General features: G+C 49.6%; 18 protein-coding genes. 10 read left to right on the forward strand and 8 right to left on the reverse strand.

Going from position 1 to position 19,849, the window contains the following annotated elements:
- The first annotated feature begins 87 nt into the window (after window positions 1-87).
- The 3 genes from fadB to tusA all read left to right on the forward strand — a co-directional run bounded on the left by fadB (window position 88) and on the right by tusA (window position 3,711).
- Entirely contained in the window at window positions 88-2,229 is a 2,142-nt protein-coding gene (fadB, locus tag CWI83_RS08550; protein WP_126828092.1) for a fatty acid oxidation complex subunit alpha FadB, read from the forward strand.
- Window positions 2,230-2,239: 10 nt separating this feature from the next.
- The gene (gene fadA, locus CWI83_RS08555; protein ID WP_126828094.1) at window positions 2,240-3,406 is read left to right on the forward strand and encodes an acetyl-CoA C-acyltransferase FadA; all 1,167 of its coding nucleotides are present in this window, start codon (window positions 2,240-2,242) and stop codon (window positions 3,404-3,406) included.
- 68 nt (window positions 3,407-3,474) lie between these two features.
- Window positions 3,475-3,711, forward strand: a complete 237-nt coding sequence (gene tusA, locus CWI83_RS08560) for a sulfurtransferase TusA (RefSeq protein ID WP_126828096.1) — start codon at window positions 3,475-3,477, stop codon at window positions 3,709-3,711.
- On the opposite strand, the gene CWI83_RS08565 is transcribed toward tusA, so the two are convergent.
- Complete coding sequence (locus CWI83_RS08565; protein WP_126828098.1) at window positions 3,706-4,185, reverse strand: GNAT family N-acetyltransferase; 480 nt, start codon at window positions 4,183-4,185, stop codon at window positions 3,706-3,708. The genes tusA and CWI83_RS08565 overlap by 6 nt on opposite strands.
- A gap of 14 nt (window positions 4,186-4,199) precedes the next feature.
- Window positions 4,200-4,796, reverse strand: a complete 597-nt coding sequence (locus CWI83_RS08570; protein WP_126828100.1) for a DNA-3-methyladenine glycosylase I — start codon at window positions 4,794-4,796, stop codon at window positions 4,200-4,202.
- A gap of 95 nt (window positions 4,797-4,891) precedes the next feature.
- On the opposite strand from CWI83_RS08570, the gene glyQ reads away from it, so the two are divergent.
- Together glyQ and glyS are read left to right on the forward strand one after the other, a co-directional pair.
- The gene (gene glyQ / locus CWI83_RS08575; protein WP_126828102.1) at window positions 4,892-5,797 is read left to right on the forward strand and encodes a glycine--tRNA ligase subunit alpha; all 906 of its coding nucleotides are present in this window, start codon (window positions 4,892-4,894) and stop codon (window positions 5,795-5,797) included.
- Window positions 5,798-5,799: 2 nt separating this feature from the next.
- Window positions 5,800-7,869, forward strand: a complete 2,070-nt coding sequence (gene glyS / locus CWI83_RS08580; RefSeq protein WP_126828104.1) for a glycine--tRNA ligase subunit beta — start codon at window positions 5,800-5,802, stop codon at window positions 7,867-7,869.
- 67 nt (window positions 7,870-7,936) lie between these two features.
- On the opposite strand, the gene gyrB is transcribed toward glyS, so the two are convergent.
- From gyrB to dnaA, 4 genes are read right to left on the reverse strand one after another with little or no spacing between them, the layout of a single operon-like run.
- Window positions 7,937-10,357, reverse strand: a complete 2,421-nt coding sequence (gene gyrB, locus CWI83_RS08585; protein WP_126828106.1) for a DNA topoisomerase (ATP-hydrolyzing) subunit B — start codon at window positions 10,355-10,357, stop codon at window positions 7,937-7,939.
- A gap of 11 nt (window positions 10,358-10,368) precedes the next feature.
- Window positions 10,369-11,454 carry a DNA replication/repair protein RecF gene (gene recF, locus CWI83_RS08590; RefSeq protein WP_126828108.1) on the reverse strand — a complete coding sequence of 362 codons (1,086 nt, stop codon included), beginning with the start codon at window positions 11,452-11,454 and terminating at the stop codon, window positions 10,369-10,371.
- Between the two features lie 30 nt (window positions 11,455-11,484).
- On the reverse strand, window positions 11,485-12,585 hold the full coding sequence (gene dnaN, locus CWI83_RS08595) for a DNA polymerase III subunit beta (RefSeq protein ID WP_126828110.1): 1,101 nt from the start codon (window positions 12,583-12,585) through the stop codon (window positions 11,485-11,487).
- Window positions 12,586-12,632: 47 nt separating this feature from the next.
- Window positions 12,633-14,018, reverse strand: a complete 1,386-nt coding sequence (dnaA, locus tag CWI83_RS08600) for a chromosomal replication initiator protein DnaA (protein WP_126828112.1) — start codon at window positions 14,016-14,018, stop codon at window positions 12,633-12,635.
- Between the two features lie 264 nt (window positions 14,019-14,282).
- On the opposite strand from dnaA, the gene rpmH reads away from it, so the two are divergent.
- The 5 genes from rpmH to mnmE are packed head-to-tail and all read left to right on the forward strand — an operon-like array spanning window position 14,283 to window position 18,101.
- Entirely contained in the window at window positions 14,283-14,417 is a 135-nt protein-coding gene (gene rpmH, locus CWI83_RS08605) for a 50S ribosomal protein L34 (RefSeq protein WP_055439485.1), read from the forward strand.
- Complete coding sequence (gene rnpA, locus CWI83_RS08610) at window positions 14,418-14,807, forward strand: ribonuclease P protein component (protein ID WP_126828114.1); 390 nt, start codon at window positions 14,418-14,420, stop codon at window positions 14,805-14,807.
- Window positions 14,744-15,034 carry a membrane protein insertion efficiency factor YidD gene (yidD, locus tag CWI83_RS08615; RefSeq protein ID WP_126828116.1) on the forward strand — a complete coding sequence of 97 codons (291 nt, stop codon included), beginning with the start codon at window positions 14,744-14,746 and terminating at the stop codon, window positions 15,032-15,034. Before rnpA ends, yidD begins: the two co-directional genes overlap by 64 nt.
- Window positions 15,031-16,719 carry a membrane protein insertase YidC gene (gene yidC, locus CWI83_RS08620; protein ID WP_126828118.1) on the forward strand — a complete coding sequence of 563 codons (1,689 nt, stop codon included), beginning with the start codon at window positions 15,031-15,033 and terminating at the stop codon, window positions 16,717-16,719. The genes yidD and yidC overlap by 4 nt, the downstream gene beginning before the upstream one ends.
- Entirely contained in the window at window positions 16,716-18,101 is a 1,386-nt protein-coding gene (gene mnmE / locus CWI83_RS08625) for a tRNA uridine-5-carboxymethylaminomethyl(34) synthesis GTPase MnmE (RefSeq protein ID WP_126828120.1), read from the forward strand. Before yidC ends, mnmE begins: the two co-directional genes overlap by 4 nt.
- Before the next feature lie 12 nt (window positions 18,102-18,113).
- Here the strand turns inward: mnmE and CWI83_RS08630 are convergent, their stop codons facing one another.
- Both CWI83_RS08630 and CWI83_RS08635 read right to left on the reverse strand, forming a co-directional pair.
- The gene (locus CWI83_RS08630; protein ID WP_126828122.1) at window positions 18,114-18,887 is read right to left on the reverse strand and encodes an SDR family NAD(P)-dependent oxidoreductase; all 774 of its coding nucleotides are present in this window, start codon (window positions 18,885-18,887) and stop codon (window positions 18,114-18,116) included.
- Window positions 18,884-19,849, reverse strand: coding sequence for an SDR family oxidoreductase (locus CWI83_RS08635; protein ID WP_126828124.1), 966 nt, complete (start codon window positions 19,847-19,849; stop codon window positions 18,884-18,886). The genes CWI83_RS08630 and CWI83_RS08635 overlap by 4 nt, the downstream gene beginning before the upstream one ends.

Below are 19,849 nucleotides of genomic sequence, written 5' to 3' on the forward strand. Positions count from 1 at the left end.
TGAAAATTAGACCTATTCGAGCCAAACTCTCACAGTCTTTTTTATCAGCTTATCCGAAAGCAAACTGAGAATCAGTAGGAGATCATTATGATTTATCAGGGTGACAGCATTCGGGTCGACTTTATCGAAGACGGTTTTGCGGAACTTCAATTCGCCGCAGCCGGCTCAGTTAATAAGTTCGACCAGAAAACCTTGCAAGAATTCAGTGACGCCTTAACCGCGCTTGCCAACACTGACGGCCTGCGTGGCGTGATCGTGACCAGTAGCAAGCCAACCTTCATTGTCGGTGCCGATATCACCGAATTCACCACATTGTTTGCTGATCTTGAGCAAACCAAAGTTTGGGTTGCCAAAGCATCACGGGTATTTGACCAACTTGAAGATTTACCCGTCCCTACTGCGGCAGCAGTTGCAGGATTCGCTCTAGGCGGTGGTTGTGAAGCGACCCTTGCCTGTGATTATCGCGTGGCCGATACCACGGCAACCATTGGTTTGCCAGAAGTAAAACTTGGCTTGATTCCAGGTTTCGGTGGCACCATGCGTTTACCTCGCATTATTGGACCGGACAACGCCCTCGAGTGGATCACCACAGGTAAAAATAACAGCGCCGTAGATGCGCAGAAGGTCGGCTTAGTCGACGCGGTTGTCGCGCCTGAAAAACTTAAAGATGCGGCACTCGACATCGTCAAACAAGCCGCCGCAGGCGAGCTCGACTGGCGTGCCAAGCGTCAGCCAAAACTTGATCCGCTGCAAGCGAATGATATCGAGTTGACCATGACCTTGGTCACGGCGAAAGGCATGGTCGCAGCCAAAGCAGGTAAACATTACCCTGCTCCTCACGCTGCCATTCAAGCCATTGAAAAAGGTGCACGGCATCACCGTGATGAGGCACTGACAGCAGAAAACGAAGCTTTTGTTGGCTTAACGCAAACCGACGCTTGTGCTGCCCAAGTTGGTATCTTTATGGCGGACCAGTTGGTCAAAGGTAAGGCGAAAAAAGCCGCCAAACAAGCCAGCAAAGAAATTAAACGCGCAGCCGTCTTAGGGGCAGGCATCATGGGCGGTGGTATCGCCTACCAGTCAGCCTACAAAGGTGTCCCTGTGGTGATGAAAGATATTCGCCAGGAAGCCCTTGACCTTGGCATGAGCGAAGCCAGCAAAATTCTTGGTAAGTTGGTTGAGCGGAAGAAAATCGACCATAAGAAAATGGCCAAAGTCCTCTCTGCGATCACTCCAACCCTACTCGATGAAGCCGTCAAAGGCGTTGATATCGTGGTTGAAGCCGTAGTTGAGAACCCGGATGTGAAAGGCAAAGTATTGGCTCATATGGAGTCATTAGTCGATGACGACACCATCATTGTGTCAAATACGTCGACTATCTCGATCGATCGCTTAGCCGCCAACTTGAAAGATCCATCACGCTTCTGTGGTATGCACTTCTTCAATCCAGTGCACAAAATGCCACTGGTCGAAGTCATTCGCGGTAAGGACACGTCAGACGAAACCGTTGCAGCTGTGGTCGCTTATGCCAGCCGCATGGGTAAAACCGCAATTGTGGTTAACGACTGCCCTGGCTTCTTAGTCAACCGCGTATTGTTCCCATACCTCGCGGGCTTCTCGACCTTGTTGGATGAAGGCGTCGATTTTGTCGGTATCGATAAAGTCATGGAGCGCCAATTCGGCTGGCCGATGGGTCCAGCGTACTTGTCTGACGTAGTCGGTATTGATACGGCCGACCATTGTACTGTGGTCATGGCGGATGGCTTCCCAACGCGGATGCCGCGTGACACCAGCTCAGCGATTGCGAAATTAGCGGCTGCCGAGCGGTACGGCCAGAAAAACGGTAAAGGCTTCTATAACTACGGCGTCGATAAGCGTGGCCGTCCAAGTAAAGAGAAAGCACCTGAAGTATATGAAATGCTTGGGATCACCGGGACTGAGAAGAGCGCCGACGAAATCATCGCGCGCTGTATGGTGCCAATGGTGAATGAATGTGTACGCTGCCTTGAAGAGGGTATCGTCGCTTCAGCCGCCGAGTGTGACATGTCATTACTTTATGGACTTGGTTTCCCACCATTCCGTGGTGGCCCATTCCGCTATCTCGAGACCATGGGGCTGCAGAAGTTCGTTGAACTTGCCGACAGCATGGCTGACTTAGGCGAAATGTATCAAGTTACTGATGGCCTTCGCGAAATGGCCAAAGCTGGCAAATCATACTTTGCGAGCTAATGGAGGATTTATGAAAGACGTAGTCATTGTAGATTGTATTCGTACGCCCATGGGGCGTTCTAAAAACGGCGTCTTCCGCAATGTTCGTGCTGAAGATTTGTCGGCTCATTTGATGAAAGGCTTACTCGAGCGCAACCCAAACGTTGACGTGAACGAGTTGGAAGACATTTATTGGGGTTGTGTCCAGCAAACCCTTGAGCAAGGTTTTAACGTGGGTCGTAATGCCGCGTTATTGGCCGGCATCCCGCATTCAGTTGCCGCGGTCACTGTAAACCGCTTGTGTGGTTCCTCAATGCAAGCGATTCATGATGCCGCTCGTGCGATCATGACCGGTGACGGTGAAATCTTCATTGCCGGTGGTGTTGAGCACATGGGCCATGTGCCAATGAATCACGGTATCGACTTTCACCCTGGTTTGAACAAGTCTGTTGCGCGTGCTGCAGGTGCTATGGGGATGACCGCTGAATTACTCGCGCGTAAATTTGAGATCGACCGAGCTGCGCAAGACGCATTCGGCGCACGCTCACATCAACGCGCCCATGCAGCCACTGTCGAAGGTCGCTTTGCCAGTGAAATCTTACCGATTGAAGGTCACGACGCGGACGGCATCTTGCGCGTCATCAAGGATGACGAAGTGATTCGTCCAGAGACGACCGTCGAAACACTCGGTCAATTGCGCCCAGTGTTTGACCCAGCCAATGGCACAGTCACAGCCGGAACCTCGTCTGCGCTGTCTGATGGTGCCGCTGCGGTGCTCATGATGTCTGCCGACAAGGCGAAACAGCTTGGTTTAACCCCACGGGTTAAAATTCGAGCGATGGCGGTTGCTGGTTGCGATCCATCCATCATGGGTTACGGCCCGGTCCCAGCGACCCAAAAAGCTCTACAACGTGCGGGCTTACAGCTCAGTGACATCGACTTATTTGAATTAAACGAAGCCTTTGCTGCGCAATCACTGCCGGTATTAAAAGGCCTCGGTTTACTCGATGTCATGGAAGAGAAAGTAAACTTAAACGGTGGTGCCATCGCACTAGGACATCCATTAGGCTGTTCTGGGGCGCGGATCTCGACCACCTTGATCAACCTGATGGAAGCAAAAGACGCAACCCTTGGCGTCGCGACCATGTGTATTGGTTTAGGTCAAGGAATTGCCACGGTTTACGAGCGAATCAGCTAACCCCGTTCTCGGATCGCTTCAGATTCGTTATACTAGCCGCCTACATTGTTTAGGCGGCTTTTTTATTGATGCAAGTAAACCAAACTCTCGACACCCTCGGCTTACGCTGTCCAGAACCGGTGATGATGATCCGGGTCGCAGTGCGTAAATTAAATGCTGGAGATATACTTGAAGTGATCGCAGATGACCCTGCGACAACGCGAGATATTCCCGCATTTTGCCGCTTTATGGATCACGAGTTGCTGGCCGCAGAAACAGCTACGGCACCTTATCGCTATTTAATTAAGAAAGGGCCCGATTTATAAATACTTTTGCCAGAATTCAGCCAACCCCATCTCCGCATCTAACTGATACGGCTTAAAGCCAAACTTCTGATACGCAATTTTAGCCGGTTCATTGCCTTGCAACACCTCGAGCGTGAGCTTACAACAACCACGGAACTGGGCTAAGGTCTCCACCTCTTGTAATAGGCGCTTGGCAATGCCTTGCCCGCGAAAAGGTGCAATAACCGCGATGTCGTGGATATTCATAACCGGTTTCGCCGCAAAGGTTGAGAAGCCCTCAACACAATTAGCAACACCAACAGGCTCACCATCGACAAACGCAAGAATCGAAAAAACATGATCGCGTTTGGCCATCTCGGCAATCAGGTTTTCTTTGGTTTCATCTGGGAGCGCTTCGCCGCCACCCATTGGGTCCCGCGCATAGTCATCGAGCATGGCAACCACGGCTTGGGCGTGTTCTGGGTTTTGGTAATCGGCTAAGGTAATCTCTAACATAATCGTCTCTCTTGTTACGGCAACCGAAAAGCGCGCATCTGCTCGCTCACCGGGGCGTGACAGTGGCAGCTTACACGGTGGTCATTGACCATCCCCACCGCTTGCATAAACGCATAGCAAATCGTGGTTCCCACGAAGCTAAAGCCCTGTCGTTTCAATTCTTTCGCCATAGTATCAGATATTTCATCACGGGTCGGCACATCACCGCCCTGTCGAGCGAATATCCTTGGCGTTCCATCGCTAAACTGCCACAAGAAGTGGTTAAATGAGATACCCCGCTCAGCCAGTTCAAGATAGGCCCGGGCATTTTTGAAAATCGCTACAATCTTCAAACGATTGCGCACAATACCAGCGTTTGTCATCAATTCAGTTTTATAAGATTCAGGTAAACGAACAATTTGCTCTGGATCAAAGTCCGCAAACGCCGCTTGATAATTTGCTTGTTTTTTTAGAATAGTAATCCAGCTTAAGCCAGCTTGTTGCCCATCTAAGCAAAGCTTTTCAAATAACTCTCGGGAGTCGCTCACAGGGCGACCCCAGACGTGGTCATGGTAGGCGACATAATCCGGGTCTGTACCGCACCAAGGGCAACGCTCTAACGGTTCATTCATTTTGCAGTCGATCCTGTATCCGCGCGTCAGTTAAGGGTATAATTTACGCCAATTTTCGCGAAATTACAGTTTTCACCAACGCATGAGTGGCAACCATGGCAAGTTATGATGTCAAAACCTTTCAAGGACTCATCCTGGCATTACAGGATTATTGGGCACAACAAGGGTGTGCCATCGTTCAACCCTTAGATATGGAAGTCGGCGCTGGCACCTTTCATCCGATGACATTTTTACGCGCAGTCGGGCCAGAGCCAGCCAGCTTTGCATACGTACAGCCCTGTCGGCGCCCAACCGATGGCCGCTATGGCGAAAACCCGAACCGGTTACAGCACTATTATCAGTTTCAGGTCATCCTTAAGCCCTCGCCAAAGGACATCCAAGATCTTTATCTCGGCTCATTGAAGCTGCTTGGCTTCGATCCACTCGTGCATGATATTCGCTTTGTTGAAGATAACTGGGAATCGCCTACTTTAGGGGCTTGGGGTCTGGGTTGGGAAGTCTGGCTAAACGGTATGGAAGTGACCCAGTTCACGTATTTCCAGCAAGTCGGTGGACTCGAATGTCGTCCAGTTGCCGGTGAAATCACCTACGGTCTAGAGCGGCTCGCGATGTATATCCAAGGGGTCGAATCGATTTACGATCTGGTTTGGGCCGATGGCCCTCGCGGCACAATTTATTATCGTGATGTGTTCCATCAAAACGAAGTCGAACAGTCGACCTACAACTTTGAATACGCTGATGTGCCCGTACTATTCGAACGTTTTGAAGCCTGTGAACGCGAATGTCAGCGCTTACTCGAAGCAAATCTGCCACTGCCTGCATATGAGCAAGTCATGCGTGCATCGCACGCCTTTAACTTACTCGATGCGCGCCATGCGATTTCAGTGACTGAACGGCAGCGTTATATTCTGCGCGTCAGAACGATGGCAAAAGGCTGTGCAGAAGCCTATTACGCGGCGCGTGAAGCGCTAGGGTTCCCTTTAGTTGAGCAAGGAGCATAACGGTGCGCTACGAAACCTTATTGGTCGAAATCGGAACCGAAGAACTTCCTCCAAAAGCCCTATTAAGCTTAAGCGAAGCCTTTACGGCAGCCATTGAAACTCAGCTTAGTGAGGGTGGCTTTGAGTTTGCTCAAGTTCGCAGTTTTGCCTCGCCACGACGCTTAGCAGTGCAAGTTTCCAAACTGAGTTCTGCCCAGCCTGATAAGATAGTTGAGAAACGTGGACCTGCGGTAAATGTTGCCTTTGACGACCAAGGTCAACCGACCAAAGCGGCACTTGGTTGGGCACGCGGTAACGGCATCGAAATCGAGCAAGCAGAGCGTTTGGTGACCGATAAAGGCGAGTGGTTGCTGTTCAAAGCTGAGCAAAAGGGTCAAACCCTCGCTGAGGTTCTACCTGAGTATGTGGCGCAAGCTTTGAAGCGCCTGCCGATCCCAAAACCTATGCGCTGGGGCAATAGCGACGCCCAATTTATTCGCCCTGTACATACCCTTACCATGCTTTATGGCGCAGAACTTATCGCGGGTTCGGTGCTGGAAGTGGAGTCCGGGAATCACTTGTTGGGCCATCGCTTCCACTCTCCTGAAGGTGTGGAACTAAATCATGCTGACGATTACGAAGCCGCTCTTAACCAAGCTTATGTTATTGCAGACTTCAGTAAACGTCGCGCAGCGATTGTGCAACAAATTGAAGCCTTAGCACATAAACTCGGTGGTGAAGTTCTTGCAGATGATGATTTACTCGATGAAGTCACCGCCCTAGTTGAATGGCCAGTGGCGCTCTTTGCAAGTTTTGATGAAGCCTTCTTGAGCGTGCCAAAGGAGCCTCTGATCGTCACCATGAAAGATGATCAGCGCTACTTCCCGTTGCATAAAGCAGATGGCAGCCTACTGCCGCAGTTTATCTTCATCTCAAATATTGAGAGTAAAGACCCGAGCCAAGTGATCACTGGCAACGAACGGGTGGTACGCCCACGCCTCGCGGATGCGCAGTTCTTCTTTGAAACCGATAAAAAGACCCCCCTCGCAGAACGTGTTGCGGGGCTTGAAAATGTCTTATTCCAAAAAGACCTCGGTTCGATTAAAGCGAAATCTGATCGCATTGCCAGCATGGCAGCGCAAATCGCCACCCTTATCGGTGCCGATGCGAGCGCAGCAGAGCGCGCAGGACTCCTGTGTAAAGCCGACTTGTCGAGCCAAATGGTACTCGAGTTCCCCGAAACACAAGGGGTGATGGGTATGCATTATGCGCGGCATGATGGCGAAGGTGAGGCCGTTGCGACCGCTATTTACGAACATTACCTGCCGCGTTTTGCTGGGGATGACTTACCTCAGTCAACCGAGGGTGCAGCGGTAGCGATTGCAGATAAGCTTGATACCTTGGTCGGGATTTTCGGTATCGGTATGATTCCGAAAGGCGATCGTGACCCATTTGCGTTGCGTCGTGCCGCGATCGGTCTGCTGCGAATCATTATTGATTTGCGTTTACCACTCGATCTGGTTGAGTTGGTGAAGATTGCACAATCAACCTTCGGTTCAGTTCTGACCTCAGCTTCAGTGGCTGACGATGTATTGGACTTCCTGCTCGGCCGATTCCGTGCAACCTATCAAGAACAAGGCATCGCCGTCGATACGATACAAGCGGTACTGGCTCGGCGCCCGACTCGCCCGGTTGATTTTGATCTACGGGTCCGCGCAGTACAAAGTTTCCGCTCGTTGCCAGCTGCCGATGCGCTCGCTGCAGCGAATAAGCGCGTATCAAATATCCTCGCTAAAGTCGAAGGTGATGTCGCTCGTGAGATTGACACTTCGCTACTTACGGATCCGGCAGAGGTCGCACTCCATGATGCACTGCAGGGAGCACAGCAAAAAGCTAAGGCCTCACTCGCTGAAGACGATTATGAAGCAGCACTTAGTTCGCTCGCGGCCCTACAGGAGCCGATTGATAGCTTCTTTGAGAATGTGATGGTGAACGCCGATGATGACGCCGTTCGTCGTAACCGTCAGGCACTACTTGGTCAATTACGAGAGGCCTTTCTTGCTATCGCAGACATCTCGTTATTAAACAATTAAGTTATTGATTGGTAAATAAAAAGGAGCCGTTCGGCTCCTTTTTTGTGGCTTTGAAAAGCACTCCTAACTAGACGTCGAGGTTTGCCACTTTAAGTGCGTTGGTTTCAATAAACGCACGGCGTGGTTCAACATCATCTCCCATTAAGGTGGTAAAGAGCTGATCTGCGGCAATCGCATCCTCAATCGTTACCCGCATCATCCGACGCGTTTCGGGATCCATCGTAGTTTCCCACAGCTGATCTGGGTTCATCTCACCGAGACCTTTGTAACGTTGGATATAGATACCACGCTTCGATTCACTGATGAGCCAATCCACAGCTTCAACAAAATCAGAGACTGGACGTTCCTTCTCGCCGCGGCGAACATAGCCACCCTCTTCGACTAAACCATGAATTTTCTCACCGATAGTGACGATCTGGTCATAGTCACGGCCGTTTAAGAATTCGTAGGTCAATGGATAGTCGGTATCCAAACCATGCTGTCGAACCGTCACCACAGGCAGATACAACTGACGCTCTTCATCGTGCTCAATTCGAAGCGTGTAAGTTGCTGAGTTGACTTCACGCGTGGTTAAGTCATTTTGCAATGTCTCCGCCCAGGCCTGCATCTTGGCTTGGTCTTTAAGCATGGCATCGTTCAAACGAGGAGCGTAGAGCAAGCGCTGTAAGAACACCTCTGGCATACGCCGTGACAGGCGCTGCACGATAGTATTTTGCGCTAACTGATAGTCCGTGACTAAGCTCTCAAGGTGAGCACCTGTAATACCCGGCGCATCTGCATTAACGTGCAGTGATGCATTATCTAGCGCCAAGCTCGTCAGGTACTTGATCAAGCCCGCTTCATCTTTGATGTATTGCTCTTGCTTCCCTTTCTTCGCTTTATAGAGCGGGGGCTGAGCGATATACATATAGCCACGCTCGATTAGCTCAGGCATCTGCCGATAGAAGAAGGTCAACAATAGGGTTCGAATATGCGAACCATCGACGTCAGCATCGGTCATGATAATAATACGATGATAACGGGTCTTATCTGGGTCATATTCATCGCGTCCGATGCCACAGCCTAAGGCGGTGATCAGCGTTGCGACTTCCTGTGATGACAACATCTTATCGAAACGCGCTTTTTCGACATTCAGAATCTTACCTTTAAGAGGCAAGATAGCTTGGAACTTACGGTTACGACCCTGTTTTGCAGAGCCCCCCGCAGAGTCACCCTCCACAATATAGAGTTCAGAGAGCGCGGGGTCTTTCTCTTGGCAGTCAGCGAGTTTGCCAGGCAAGCCTGCCAAATCAAGTGCGCCTTTACGACGGGTCATTTCGCGTGCTTTACGCGCTGCCTCACGAGCCCGCGCAGCATCAACAATTTTGCCAACAATGATTTTTGCGTCACCTGGCTGTTCTAACAAGTAGTCCGCAAGCTTTTCGTTCATCGCCTGCTCGACTGCTGATTTCACCTCAGACGATACGAGTTTATCTTTGGTCTGAGATGAGAACTTAGGATCAGGAACTTTAACCGAGATAACCGCAGTTAAGCCTTCACGCGCATCATCGCCGGTAGCGTTGGTCTTGTGCTTCTTATTCAACCCTTCCTTTTCCATGTAACTATTTAAGGTTCGGGTGAGCGCAGCACGGAAACCAGCTAAGTGCGTCCCGCCATCGCGCTGAGGAATGTTGTTGGTATAACAGAAAATGTTCTCATTGAACGAGTCGTTCCATTGCATCGACACTTCGACTGAAATGCCATCTTCCCGCTCTTGAGTAAAATGGAACACGTTCTGGTGAATAGGCGTCTTCTTGGCGTTCAAGTATTCAATAAAGGCCGCAATACCGCCCTCATATTTGAAGTGGTCACTGCGTTCATCGCGCTCGTCACGAAGAATGATCGAAACACCACTGTTCAAGAATGATAGTTCACGAAGCCGTTTCGCAAGAATGTCGTAGTGGAATTCAACATCACTAAAAATAGTTGGGCTTGGCCAGAAGCGAATTTCGGTACCTGTTTTATCCGACTTGCCAATAGCCTTTAGTGGCTCAACAGGGTCGCCGAGATTATAGAATTGTTCGTAAACTTCACCATGACGTTTAATCGTCAACTGCAATTTATCAGAAAGAGCGTTTACGACTGAAACCCCCACCCCGTGCAGACCACCTGAAACTTTGTAGGAGTTGTCGTCAAACTTACCCCCCGCGTGCAACACAGTCATAATAACTTGAGCAGCGGAGACACCCTCTTCTGGGTGAATATCAACAGGAATACCACGACCATCATCTCGAACTGAGACTGAGCCATCAGTATGAATCGTCACGACAATGTCTTTACAATGTCCGGCTAAGGCTTCATCGATTGAGTTATCGACAACCTCAAAAACCATGTGGTGAAGGCCTGTACCATCGTCCGTATCACCGATGTACATACCGGGGCGTTTACGGACTGCGTCGAGCCCTTTAAGAACCTTAATACTGGACGAATCGTAATTATTTTCTGCCATAACGCGTATCTCTATTGTTCCTTGATGGTTCCATGTTCCACGTGGAACATTTTAGTATCTGCTTGTTGAAGTCGTTCCACAAAACGACCGACCTCAATTGCCGATACAAAAACCTGTGAATTGGATGCAATCAATGCATCACAAAATTTTTCCTGGCTGTCGTCATCAAGCTCAGCGGTTAAATCATCTACCAAGTAGATACATTGTATACCGGTGCGCTCAAATAGATACTCCCCCTGCACTAATTTAAGCGCAGCAACCAGGAGCTTCAGCTGTCCTCGCGACAGTAAATTTTTTACATCATCCCCGTTTGCTTGAACTTTCAGTTCAGCCTTATGGGGACCAACCGTCGTATGTCCGTAACGAACATCTTGGTCTTTATGATGATCAAGCGCCTCTTGTAGCGTCTGGTTCTTATCCCAGCCCTGCCTTAGTTGGACAGTAAACTCATACTGCGGCAAGAAAGCTTCCAACCGACTCTCTAGATAAGGCGCCAAACCTTCAACATATTTGGCACGATGCGTTTGAATACGCTCCCCGTGCTCACTAAACACTTTATCCCAATAACCTCGCTCGGCGTCAAAGCGCCTCGACTTAAGCAGGCTATTGCGTTGTTTCAAGACTTTGGAAAAGTTAACCCAGTCTTGATAAAAGGAATGTTCCACGTGGAACACACCCCAATCTAAAAATTGTCGCCGCACTTTAGGGCCACCAAGAATCAAATCGATACTCTCTGGTGTCATCAGCTGCACTGGGACAAGTCGTGCCAGCGCTGCAAAGCGCTTTTCGTTTTCCTGGTTAATCCTTAATTGGACATCACCGTGCCCATTTCGTTGGTACCCAACTTGGTAGGTTTTATCCTCACCTTGTCGCCCAAGTTTGGCGAACACAACGAAAGCATCTTGCTCGTGCCGTATCAGTTGTTGGTAGCTCCCGGGCCGAAATGAACGACCGAAACCTAAAGTATATATTGCCTCTAGCAGGCTTGTTTTTCCGCTACCGTTTGCCCCCACCAATAAATTAATGTGGGTGCTAGGTGATATTTTTGCTGTCGCAAAATTCCGAAACTGGCTCAGCGCCAGGGACGTAATAAACATATCACCCCAACATCATATATCGCACTAACGCTACAGTCGCATCGGCATAACGACGTAAAGCGCCGAATCATCTGCATTGTCCTCAAGCAGACCACTCGCGTCAGGATTGCTAAGCGTTAATTTCACTTGGTCACCCTGAATCGTATTTAACACTTCAATCAAGTAGCTCACGTTAAAACCGATCTCCAGGCTATCGCCCTGATAATCGACTTCAATGACTTCCTCTGCCGTCTCCTGCTCTGGGTTATTGGCCGTTAACGTCATTTCGCCTGAGCTTAACTGCAGACGAACGCCACGATATTTTTCGTTGGATAGAATCGCTGCCCGCATACATGCTTGCTTCATTAAATCGCGATCGGCAATAACCGTTTTATCGCCGCCAGATGGGAGCACTCGACGGTAATCTGGGAAGCGACCGTCAACCAGTTTACTCGTGAAACTCATCCCGTTGGTCTCGATGCGAATATGGTTTGTGCCAATCGAGACCTTGACTTCATCATCGCTATCGTTCAATAACCGCAGCAACTCCATCACGCCTTTACGAGGAACAATCACTTGCCGTGCAGCAAGCTGTGGCTGACCAATTTCGCACTGACTCATGGCTAAGCGGTGGCCATCCGTTGCGACCGTGCGCAAGGTATTTGCTTCAGTTTCGAAAAGCATACCGTTTAAGTAGTACCGTACGTCTTGATTCGCCATTGAGAAATGCGTGCGATCCATCAAATCCTTGAGTACGGCCTGCGTCGTAATCAATTGGATATCACTATCCCAGTCTTCAATATTTGGATAGTCATCCGCACTCAGCGTCGCCAAAGTAAAGCGACTCCGCCCAGAACGAATCGTTGCCTTGTCACCTTCGGCGCTAAAACTCACCTGCGCGTGCTCTGGCAAACTGCGAATAATATCGACCAGCTTTTTCGCCGGGACCGTCACCTGGCCTTCGCTGCCACCTTCAATCACGCACGACGAAACCAATTCGACTTCGAGATCGGTTCCGGTCAGACGAATCGCCTCTGGACTGACTTGAATCAGTACATTCGATAAAATCGGAATCGTATTGCGTCGCTCAACGGCACCGCTGACGATTTGCAATGGTTTCAAAAATGCATCACGACTTATGGTAAATTTCATCCCCAGCTTCCCCTGTTGTCGAATCCATTCCTGCTCAAGCGACCTCTTTACGCCGACAAGGTTCGGATCAAGTTTCGATAATCTTCTTTTATATCATGTTGCGCGTCTTTCAATTCTTGAATTTTCCGACACGCGTGCAAAACCGTCGTATGGTCGCGCCCACCAAATGCATCACCAATTTCTGGCAAGCTATGGTTGGTCAGCTCTTTTGCTAGCGCCATCGCCAATTGCCGTGGGCGCGCGACAGAACGACTACGCCGCTTAGACAAGAGATCAGACATTTTAATGTTGTAGTATTCTGCGACCGTTTTCTGAATGTTATCAATCGTGACTAACTTCTCTTGCGCAGCAATGAGATCTCGTAACGCTTCACGCACAAAGTCGATAGTAATTTGGCGCCCGGTTAAATTGACATTGGCAGCAAGGCGATTCAATGCACCTTCCAATTCGCGCACGTTTGAACGCAGTCGTTTTCCGATGAAAAACGCCACCTCATGCGGCAAAGTGATCCCGCGTTCTTGTGCTTTGCGAATCAAAATCGCAACCCGTGTTTCCAGCTCGGGCGGCTCAATGGCAATGGTTAAACCCCAACCAAAGCGCGACCGCAACCGGTCTTCTACCCCTTCGATTTCTTTCGGGTAAAGATCGCTGGTCATAATGATTTGTTGATTACCTTCAAGTAACGCATTGAAAGTATGGAAGAATTCTTCCTGAGAGCCTTTTTTGTTGGCGAAAAAATGAATGTCATCAATAAGCAGCGCGTCAACTGAACGATAGTAGCGCTTGAATTCGCTAATCGAACTGTTGCGAATCGCATTGACCATATCTTGAACGAATCGCTCAGCTCGCATATAGAAAACTTTGGCGTCTTTCTTGTGCGCCATAATGCCATTACCGACGGCGTGCAGCAGGTGGGTTTTACCTAATCCGGTGCCACCATAAATAAATAGCGGGTTATACACGCCACCGGGGTTCTCAGCCACCTGTAGAGCCGCCGCTTTTGCCAGTTGGTTTGACTTACCCTCGACAAAATTATCAAAGGTGTACTCTGGATGAATATTGCACTCGAATCGTGGTGCGGCACTATCGTCATCGTCCCATGGCTGCCGACGCCCAGTTGGGCGCGCACTGGAACCACGACGAGGCGGTGGGGTCTGCGCCGTTTCGGCTTTCGCAGACTCGAGCCCGCCAACTTTAAACACCACATTGGGCACCTGCACGGCATGGGTTTTCGCGGCTTCGCCGAGATAATCATTAATTAAGGCAAGATATTTGTCTTTAACCCAATCGATAACAAAGTTGTTGGGCGCATAGAGAGTCAGGGTGTCACCGGACAGATCCGCCTGTAACGGACGAATCCACGTATTAAAGTGTTGTGATATCAATTCACTTTGCAGTCGTTCGACGCAATGTTGCCAAAGCGAATTATTCACACCGGTCTCCCTTTTTTAATTATTATAATAGGTCTCACAATAAGGCTTGAAAACCTTATATCCATTGAATTTGATTGTACTCAAAAGCAGGTTTGATCGCTAGCATTTCTGCTAAATTTCGTGACCGACTGTTGGTGATTTATCCACAGTTTGCCGCAAATCAAAAACATCAATGTGGATAGCTTTTATCGTTGACTTCACCTCTAATAATCGATAGAATTCGCGCTCTAAAATTTTAGGCAAACCGAATACGGAATTAACGTTATGAAAAGAACTTTCCAACCAAGCGTATTAAAGCGCAAGCGCACTCACGGTTTCCGTGCTCGTATGGCAACGAAGAACGGTCGTCAAGTTTTGGCTCGTCGTCGTGCCAAGGGCCGTAAAGTCCTGTCTGCGTAATTGAAACTGTATTCCTATGGGCGGGAGTTGCGCCTGCTAACTCCCGCGCAGTTTCAAAATGTTTTTGAAAACCCTCCGGTAAAAGCCGTTACGGCTGAACTCACCGTTCTCGCAAAACCGAATCATTTAGTCAAACCTCGTGTCGGTGTCACTATTTCGAAAAAACGTGCCAAGCGTGCGGTCGACAGAAATCGAATAAAACGCAAGATCCGCGAGAGTTTTCGCCTAAAACAGCATAAAATACCCCCTTTCGATATGATTGTGATTGCCAAACAAGGCATTACTGAGCTTGACCAAGAGCAATTACAACAACGGCTCGACTATTTATGGCGAACATTAAGCAAGCGTTGCGCGCAATACCTATCGGTCTCATCCGACTCTACCAGCTGATCATCAGTCCGCTGATAGGGCCGCGTTGTCGATTTTCGCCAACTTGTTCGCAGTACGCCATAGAAGCAATTCGAAAGCATGGTATTATTCGGGGCATCTGGCTCGCGAGTAAACGAATCGTAAAATGCCATCCGGGACATCCCGGCGGATACGACCCGGTTCCCGGTACTGAACCGATATCGGATAATAACGAATCAAAGCAAACAAAAGAGACGAAGCACTTATGAATTCGCCACGTTCTATCTTGTTCATTGCATTTTTGGTAGTCACCTTCTTCCTTTATCAAAGTTGGATGATGGAGACTGCTCCGGGGACACAACCTCCTCAACAGCAAACCAATGCAGCGACCAACCCCAACTCTGACGGTATTCCAAGCGCAAGCCCTATGGCAAGCGCGGTCGGGCCGGAGCAAGCGAGCGCCGTTCCTGAAGCAACGGACAGCGCAACACCTGCGCCAACGTCAGTGACCAGCAGCACCCGCGTTCGCGTCATAACCGATGTCCTTGATGTCTTAATCGACACTCAAGGAGGCGATGTGGTCAACGCCCAGTTGCGTGACTTCGCTCAAGAGCAAGATAGCTCAGCGCGCTTTGAACTGTTGCATGCTGATCCGAACCAACTCTATGTTGCTCAATCGGGCTTAGTTGGCGCCAATGGCACAGATTCAGCAAGCGGTCGCCCAATATTCTATGTGGAACAGACCGAATACGAATTAACTGGCCACACCATCGAAGTCCCGCTTAGCTACATCGCCCAAGATGGGACCGAGTACGAAAAAGTTTTCGTATTCAAACGGGGTTCTTATGCGATCGATGTTCGCTATGACATCACCAACCCGACTTCTGAGCACAAGCAAATGCAGTTTTATGCTCAGCTCAAACAAGTCATGACTGACGCTTCAGGCAGCATGATGATGCCAACTTATAAAGGTGGGGCGTACTCATGGGATGAAGATCGTTACGAGAAGTATGCTTTTGATGAGATGCGTGATCAACGCCTCAATCGTGCCACCGATAAAGGCTGGGTTGCGATGCTTGAGCATTACTTTGTGAGTGCGTGGATCCCTCGCTCTGAAGGCACCAAGCAATTATTCTCACGCGTCATTAATGGCGACCAAGCGATAATGGGGGTGTTATACCCTACCACTACCGTCGCTCCGAACAGCCAAGCCACGATTAACTCAACCCTATTTGTTGGTCCTAAAGATCAAGACGCCATGGCTGCCGTTGTCGAAAATCTCGACTTAACCGTTGATTATGGTTTCTTGTGGTGGCTCGCCCAACCGATCTTCAAGCTCCTGCAATTCCTGCAAAGCTTCCTGATTAACTGGGGCTTATCGATTATCGCAGTAACCATTATTATCAAACTGCTGCTTTATCCACTGACCAAAGCACAGTACGTCTCGATGGCGAAGATGCGGATGATTCAGCCGAAACTTACCGCTTTGCGTGAGCGCTACGGTGATGATCGGCAGAAGATGTCACAAGCCATGATGAAGCTCTACAAGGACGAGAAAGTAAACCCGCTCGGCGGCTGTTTACCTATGTTGCTACAGCTACCTATTTTCTTGAGCTTGTACTGGGTGTTGTTGGAAAGCGTCGAATTGCGCCACGCGCCATTGTTCCTCTGGATCGACGACCTGTCCGCAAAAGATCCATACTACATTTTACCGCTGTTAATGGGTGTGTCGATGTGGTTCATGCAGAAGCTGCAACCGTCGCCAGCAACCGACCCAATGCAGCAAAAATTGCTGCAATACATGCCGGTTATCTTTACCGTGTTCTTCCTCTGGTTCCCATCAGGTCTGGTTTTATACTGGCTCAGTAACAACCTGATCACCATTGGCCAAATGCAGTGGATTTACTCAGGCCTTGAGAAAAAAGGCATGATGGAAAAACGTAAGAAGAAATGAGCACCCTAGTGGAACCAACTCTCAGCAATGACACTATTGTTGCCCAAGCCACGCCTCCAGGGCGTGGTGGAGTTGGTATCGTGCGGGTCAGTGGTCCGGCGGCAAAAACTGTCGCTGAAGCCTTACTTGGTCACTGCCCGGCGCCACGCAAAGCCGAATATTTGCCATTCAAAGATGCCCAAGGTGAATTGCTTGATGAAGGCATAGCCTTATTCTTTCAAGGACCCAATTCATTTACCGGCGAAGATGTGCTCGAACTGCAAGGCCACGGTGGCCCAGTTCTGATTGATATGATCATCAAAGCCGTACTTGATTTCCCTGGTATTCGCCCCGCTCGACCGGGTGAATTCAGTGAGCGCGCGTTTTTAAATGAGAAGCTTGATTTAACCCAAGCCGAAGCCATTGCTGATTTAATCGATACCACCTCGGAACAAGCAGCAAAAGCCGCACTGCAGAGCTTACAAGGCTCGTTTAGCTATCAAATTGATCAACTCGTTGATGCCGTAATTCACCTGCGCATGTATGTCGAAGCGGCGATTGATTTCCCTGACGAAGAGATCGATTTTCTTAGTGATGGCAAGGTTGCGGCTGACCTTGAGGATATCATCGATCAGCTCAACCAAGTGATTCGCCAAGCAAAACAAGGCAGTCTGCTCCGCGAAGGCATGAAAATCGTCATTGCTGGGCGTCCTAATGCTGGGAAGTCGAGCTTATTAAATGCGCTTGCCGGGCGCGAATCAGCCATAGTGACCCCCATCGCTGGAACCACTCGGGATGTTCTACGCGAACATATTCAGATTGATGGGATGCCATTACATATTATCGATACCGCGGGCTTACGTGACAGCCCAGATGAAGTGGAGCGAATCGGTATCGAACGGGCCTGGGATGAAATTCGCCAAGCCGATCGCGTCTTGTTTATGGTCGATGCGACCGAAACAGATGCGATTCATCCTGAGGAAATTTGGCCTGAATTTTTTGCCCAATTACCAGACGATTTACCCTACACCGTGATTCGCAATAAAGTCGACCTCAACGCCGAGCCGATTCGAGTCGATTTTATTGATGATATCCCGGTAATTCACCTCTCCGCAAAAACGGGCCAAGGCATCGAGCTCCTCACCGAGCACCTTAAACATAGTGTGGGCTACCTTAGCACCAATGAAGGCACCTTCATGGCAAGGCGGCGCCATCTCGACGCGTTACAGCGTGCCCTTGATAACGTCTTAAGTGGACAAGAGCAACTTGAACAGCATCATGCCGGCGATCTTCTCGCTGAAGAGCTGCGCGTAGCCCAACAACATTTGAATGAGATTACGGGTGAATTTACCTCAGACGACCTGCTTGGTAAAATCTTTGGTAGTTTCTGTATCGGCAAATAACGCGCCAGCGCTTTAAATCATTAATTCCTCCGCAAAACGCTTGCGCATCAGGCGGTGATAGAACTTAGGTGCTACCCGGTAAAGCAGGCTTGAGAAATAAGTAAAACGATCAGGAAATAGCCGTTGTTGGCGCTTCCCTATGGCCCTCACAATCGCCTCTACCAAGTCTTCTGCCTGACTGACTTTGCCCACCACACTGCGCGCATGCTGAGCTCGACCGCCGTCTGCCCCAAGGGCATTTTGTTCAATCTGCGTCGCCACAAAACTTGGATAGACCATCAATACTGCAATACCTTGCGCGGCGACTTCACTGCGCAAGGTTTCGAAATACTGATGTAATGCCGCTTTTGCAGCACAATAGCCTGCTCGGCCAAGCACTGGCATCCAGCCCGCCATAGAACTCATATTCACGATCAAGCCCTGGCTATCGCGCAACAAGGGTAACACCCCCTGAGTAAGTTGTACCGGGGCGAAGTAATCAACTTGCATGACCCTTTGTATGACCGTTAAATCGGTCACCTCAGCGCGACTACGATGGGTTATTCCGGCATTATTAATCAACAGATCAAGGCGCTCGAGTTGCTCAAGCTGGCGAAGCATTCCCGCAATTTGGTCTGGGTCGCTCAAGTCGCTCTGTAAGCTCATAACAATGCGTTCTGAGTCGAGCCCGAGCCGCTCCAGATCAAGCGGATCGCGATCGATGAGCACCAATTGATAGTGTGGCTGCAGCTGTCGCGCCAGCTCAGCCCCCAACCCTGCAGCCGCTCCCGTAATAACGGCAATCATTTAGCTTGCTCCGCAGCATTTTGCTGGTGCTCGTTGTTGTGCTCTAAATAATAAGCAAAAACTTCAGCGGAGGTTTTTTGTGGGGTATACCCAAATTCCTCAATTAAAGCGCGATTACTGAGTACCGGACGATAGCGCAAAAAATCGAGTTGCTCAGGTCCGTAGCGACTTAATTTTAACGTTTTCCCCAACCACAAGGCCAAGCGCAGCAACCAAGCAGGTAGCACCAATAATGGCTTGTGCAGTTGCTTAGCGATCTGTTGAATCGTCAAAGCGCCGCCTCCGGCCAAGTTAAAACAACCCTGTTTAGAATGACGAACCCCGATAATAATGATGGCGATAACGTCTTCGTCCCAAATAAACACAAATGGCGAATCACTGCCGCGCACAGCTAAAACTTTCGGCCGTTGGAACAAGGCCGTAATCGGGTTAGATGTTGTTCTACCCAGCACTGTGCCAGGACGTAACACCAGTTGTTTTAGTTGCGGTGCGCGTTGCCGATAGTGCGCCAATAATTCCTCGATTTCGCGTTTGTGCTCGCTGTAACTAAACTTGGGGTGACCCCGCAAAGGGTCCTGTTCAGTGAGCCAGGCTGGATTATCTTTATGGTATCCATAGGCCGCTCCACTGCTGGTGATGGTCAAATGTTCCACCGCGTGTTGAACACACGCCTCGAGCAAATTTCGAGTGCCATTTACATCAATATCATAATCCCGCTTGGGATCATTCGAGGGCTGCAAAATACTCGCAAGATGAACCACGTGAGTGATCTGATGCGCAGCAATGACCTCAGCCAGCGCCGGTGATCGAATATCCATTTGGTAAAACGGATAAGCCGGCGCAGTCGCCGCCCGAACATCGAGGCCGACCACCTGCTCGACTTGCGCTTCTGCAACAAAGGCGGCCATCAAACGTTGACCGATATAGCCTTCGCTACCCGTGACTAAAATACGAAGACTCAT

The organism is Pseudidiomarina taiwanensis (assembly GCF_003987435.1).
GTDB classification, from domain to species: domain Bacteria; phylum Pseudomonadota; class Gammaproteobacteria; order Enterobacterales; family Alteromonadaceae; genus Pseudidiomarina; species Pseudidiomarina taiwanensis.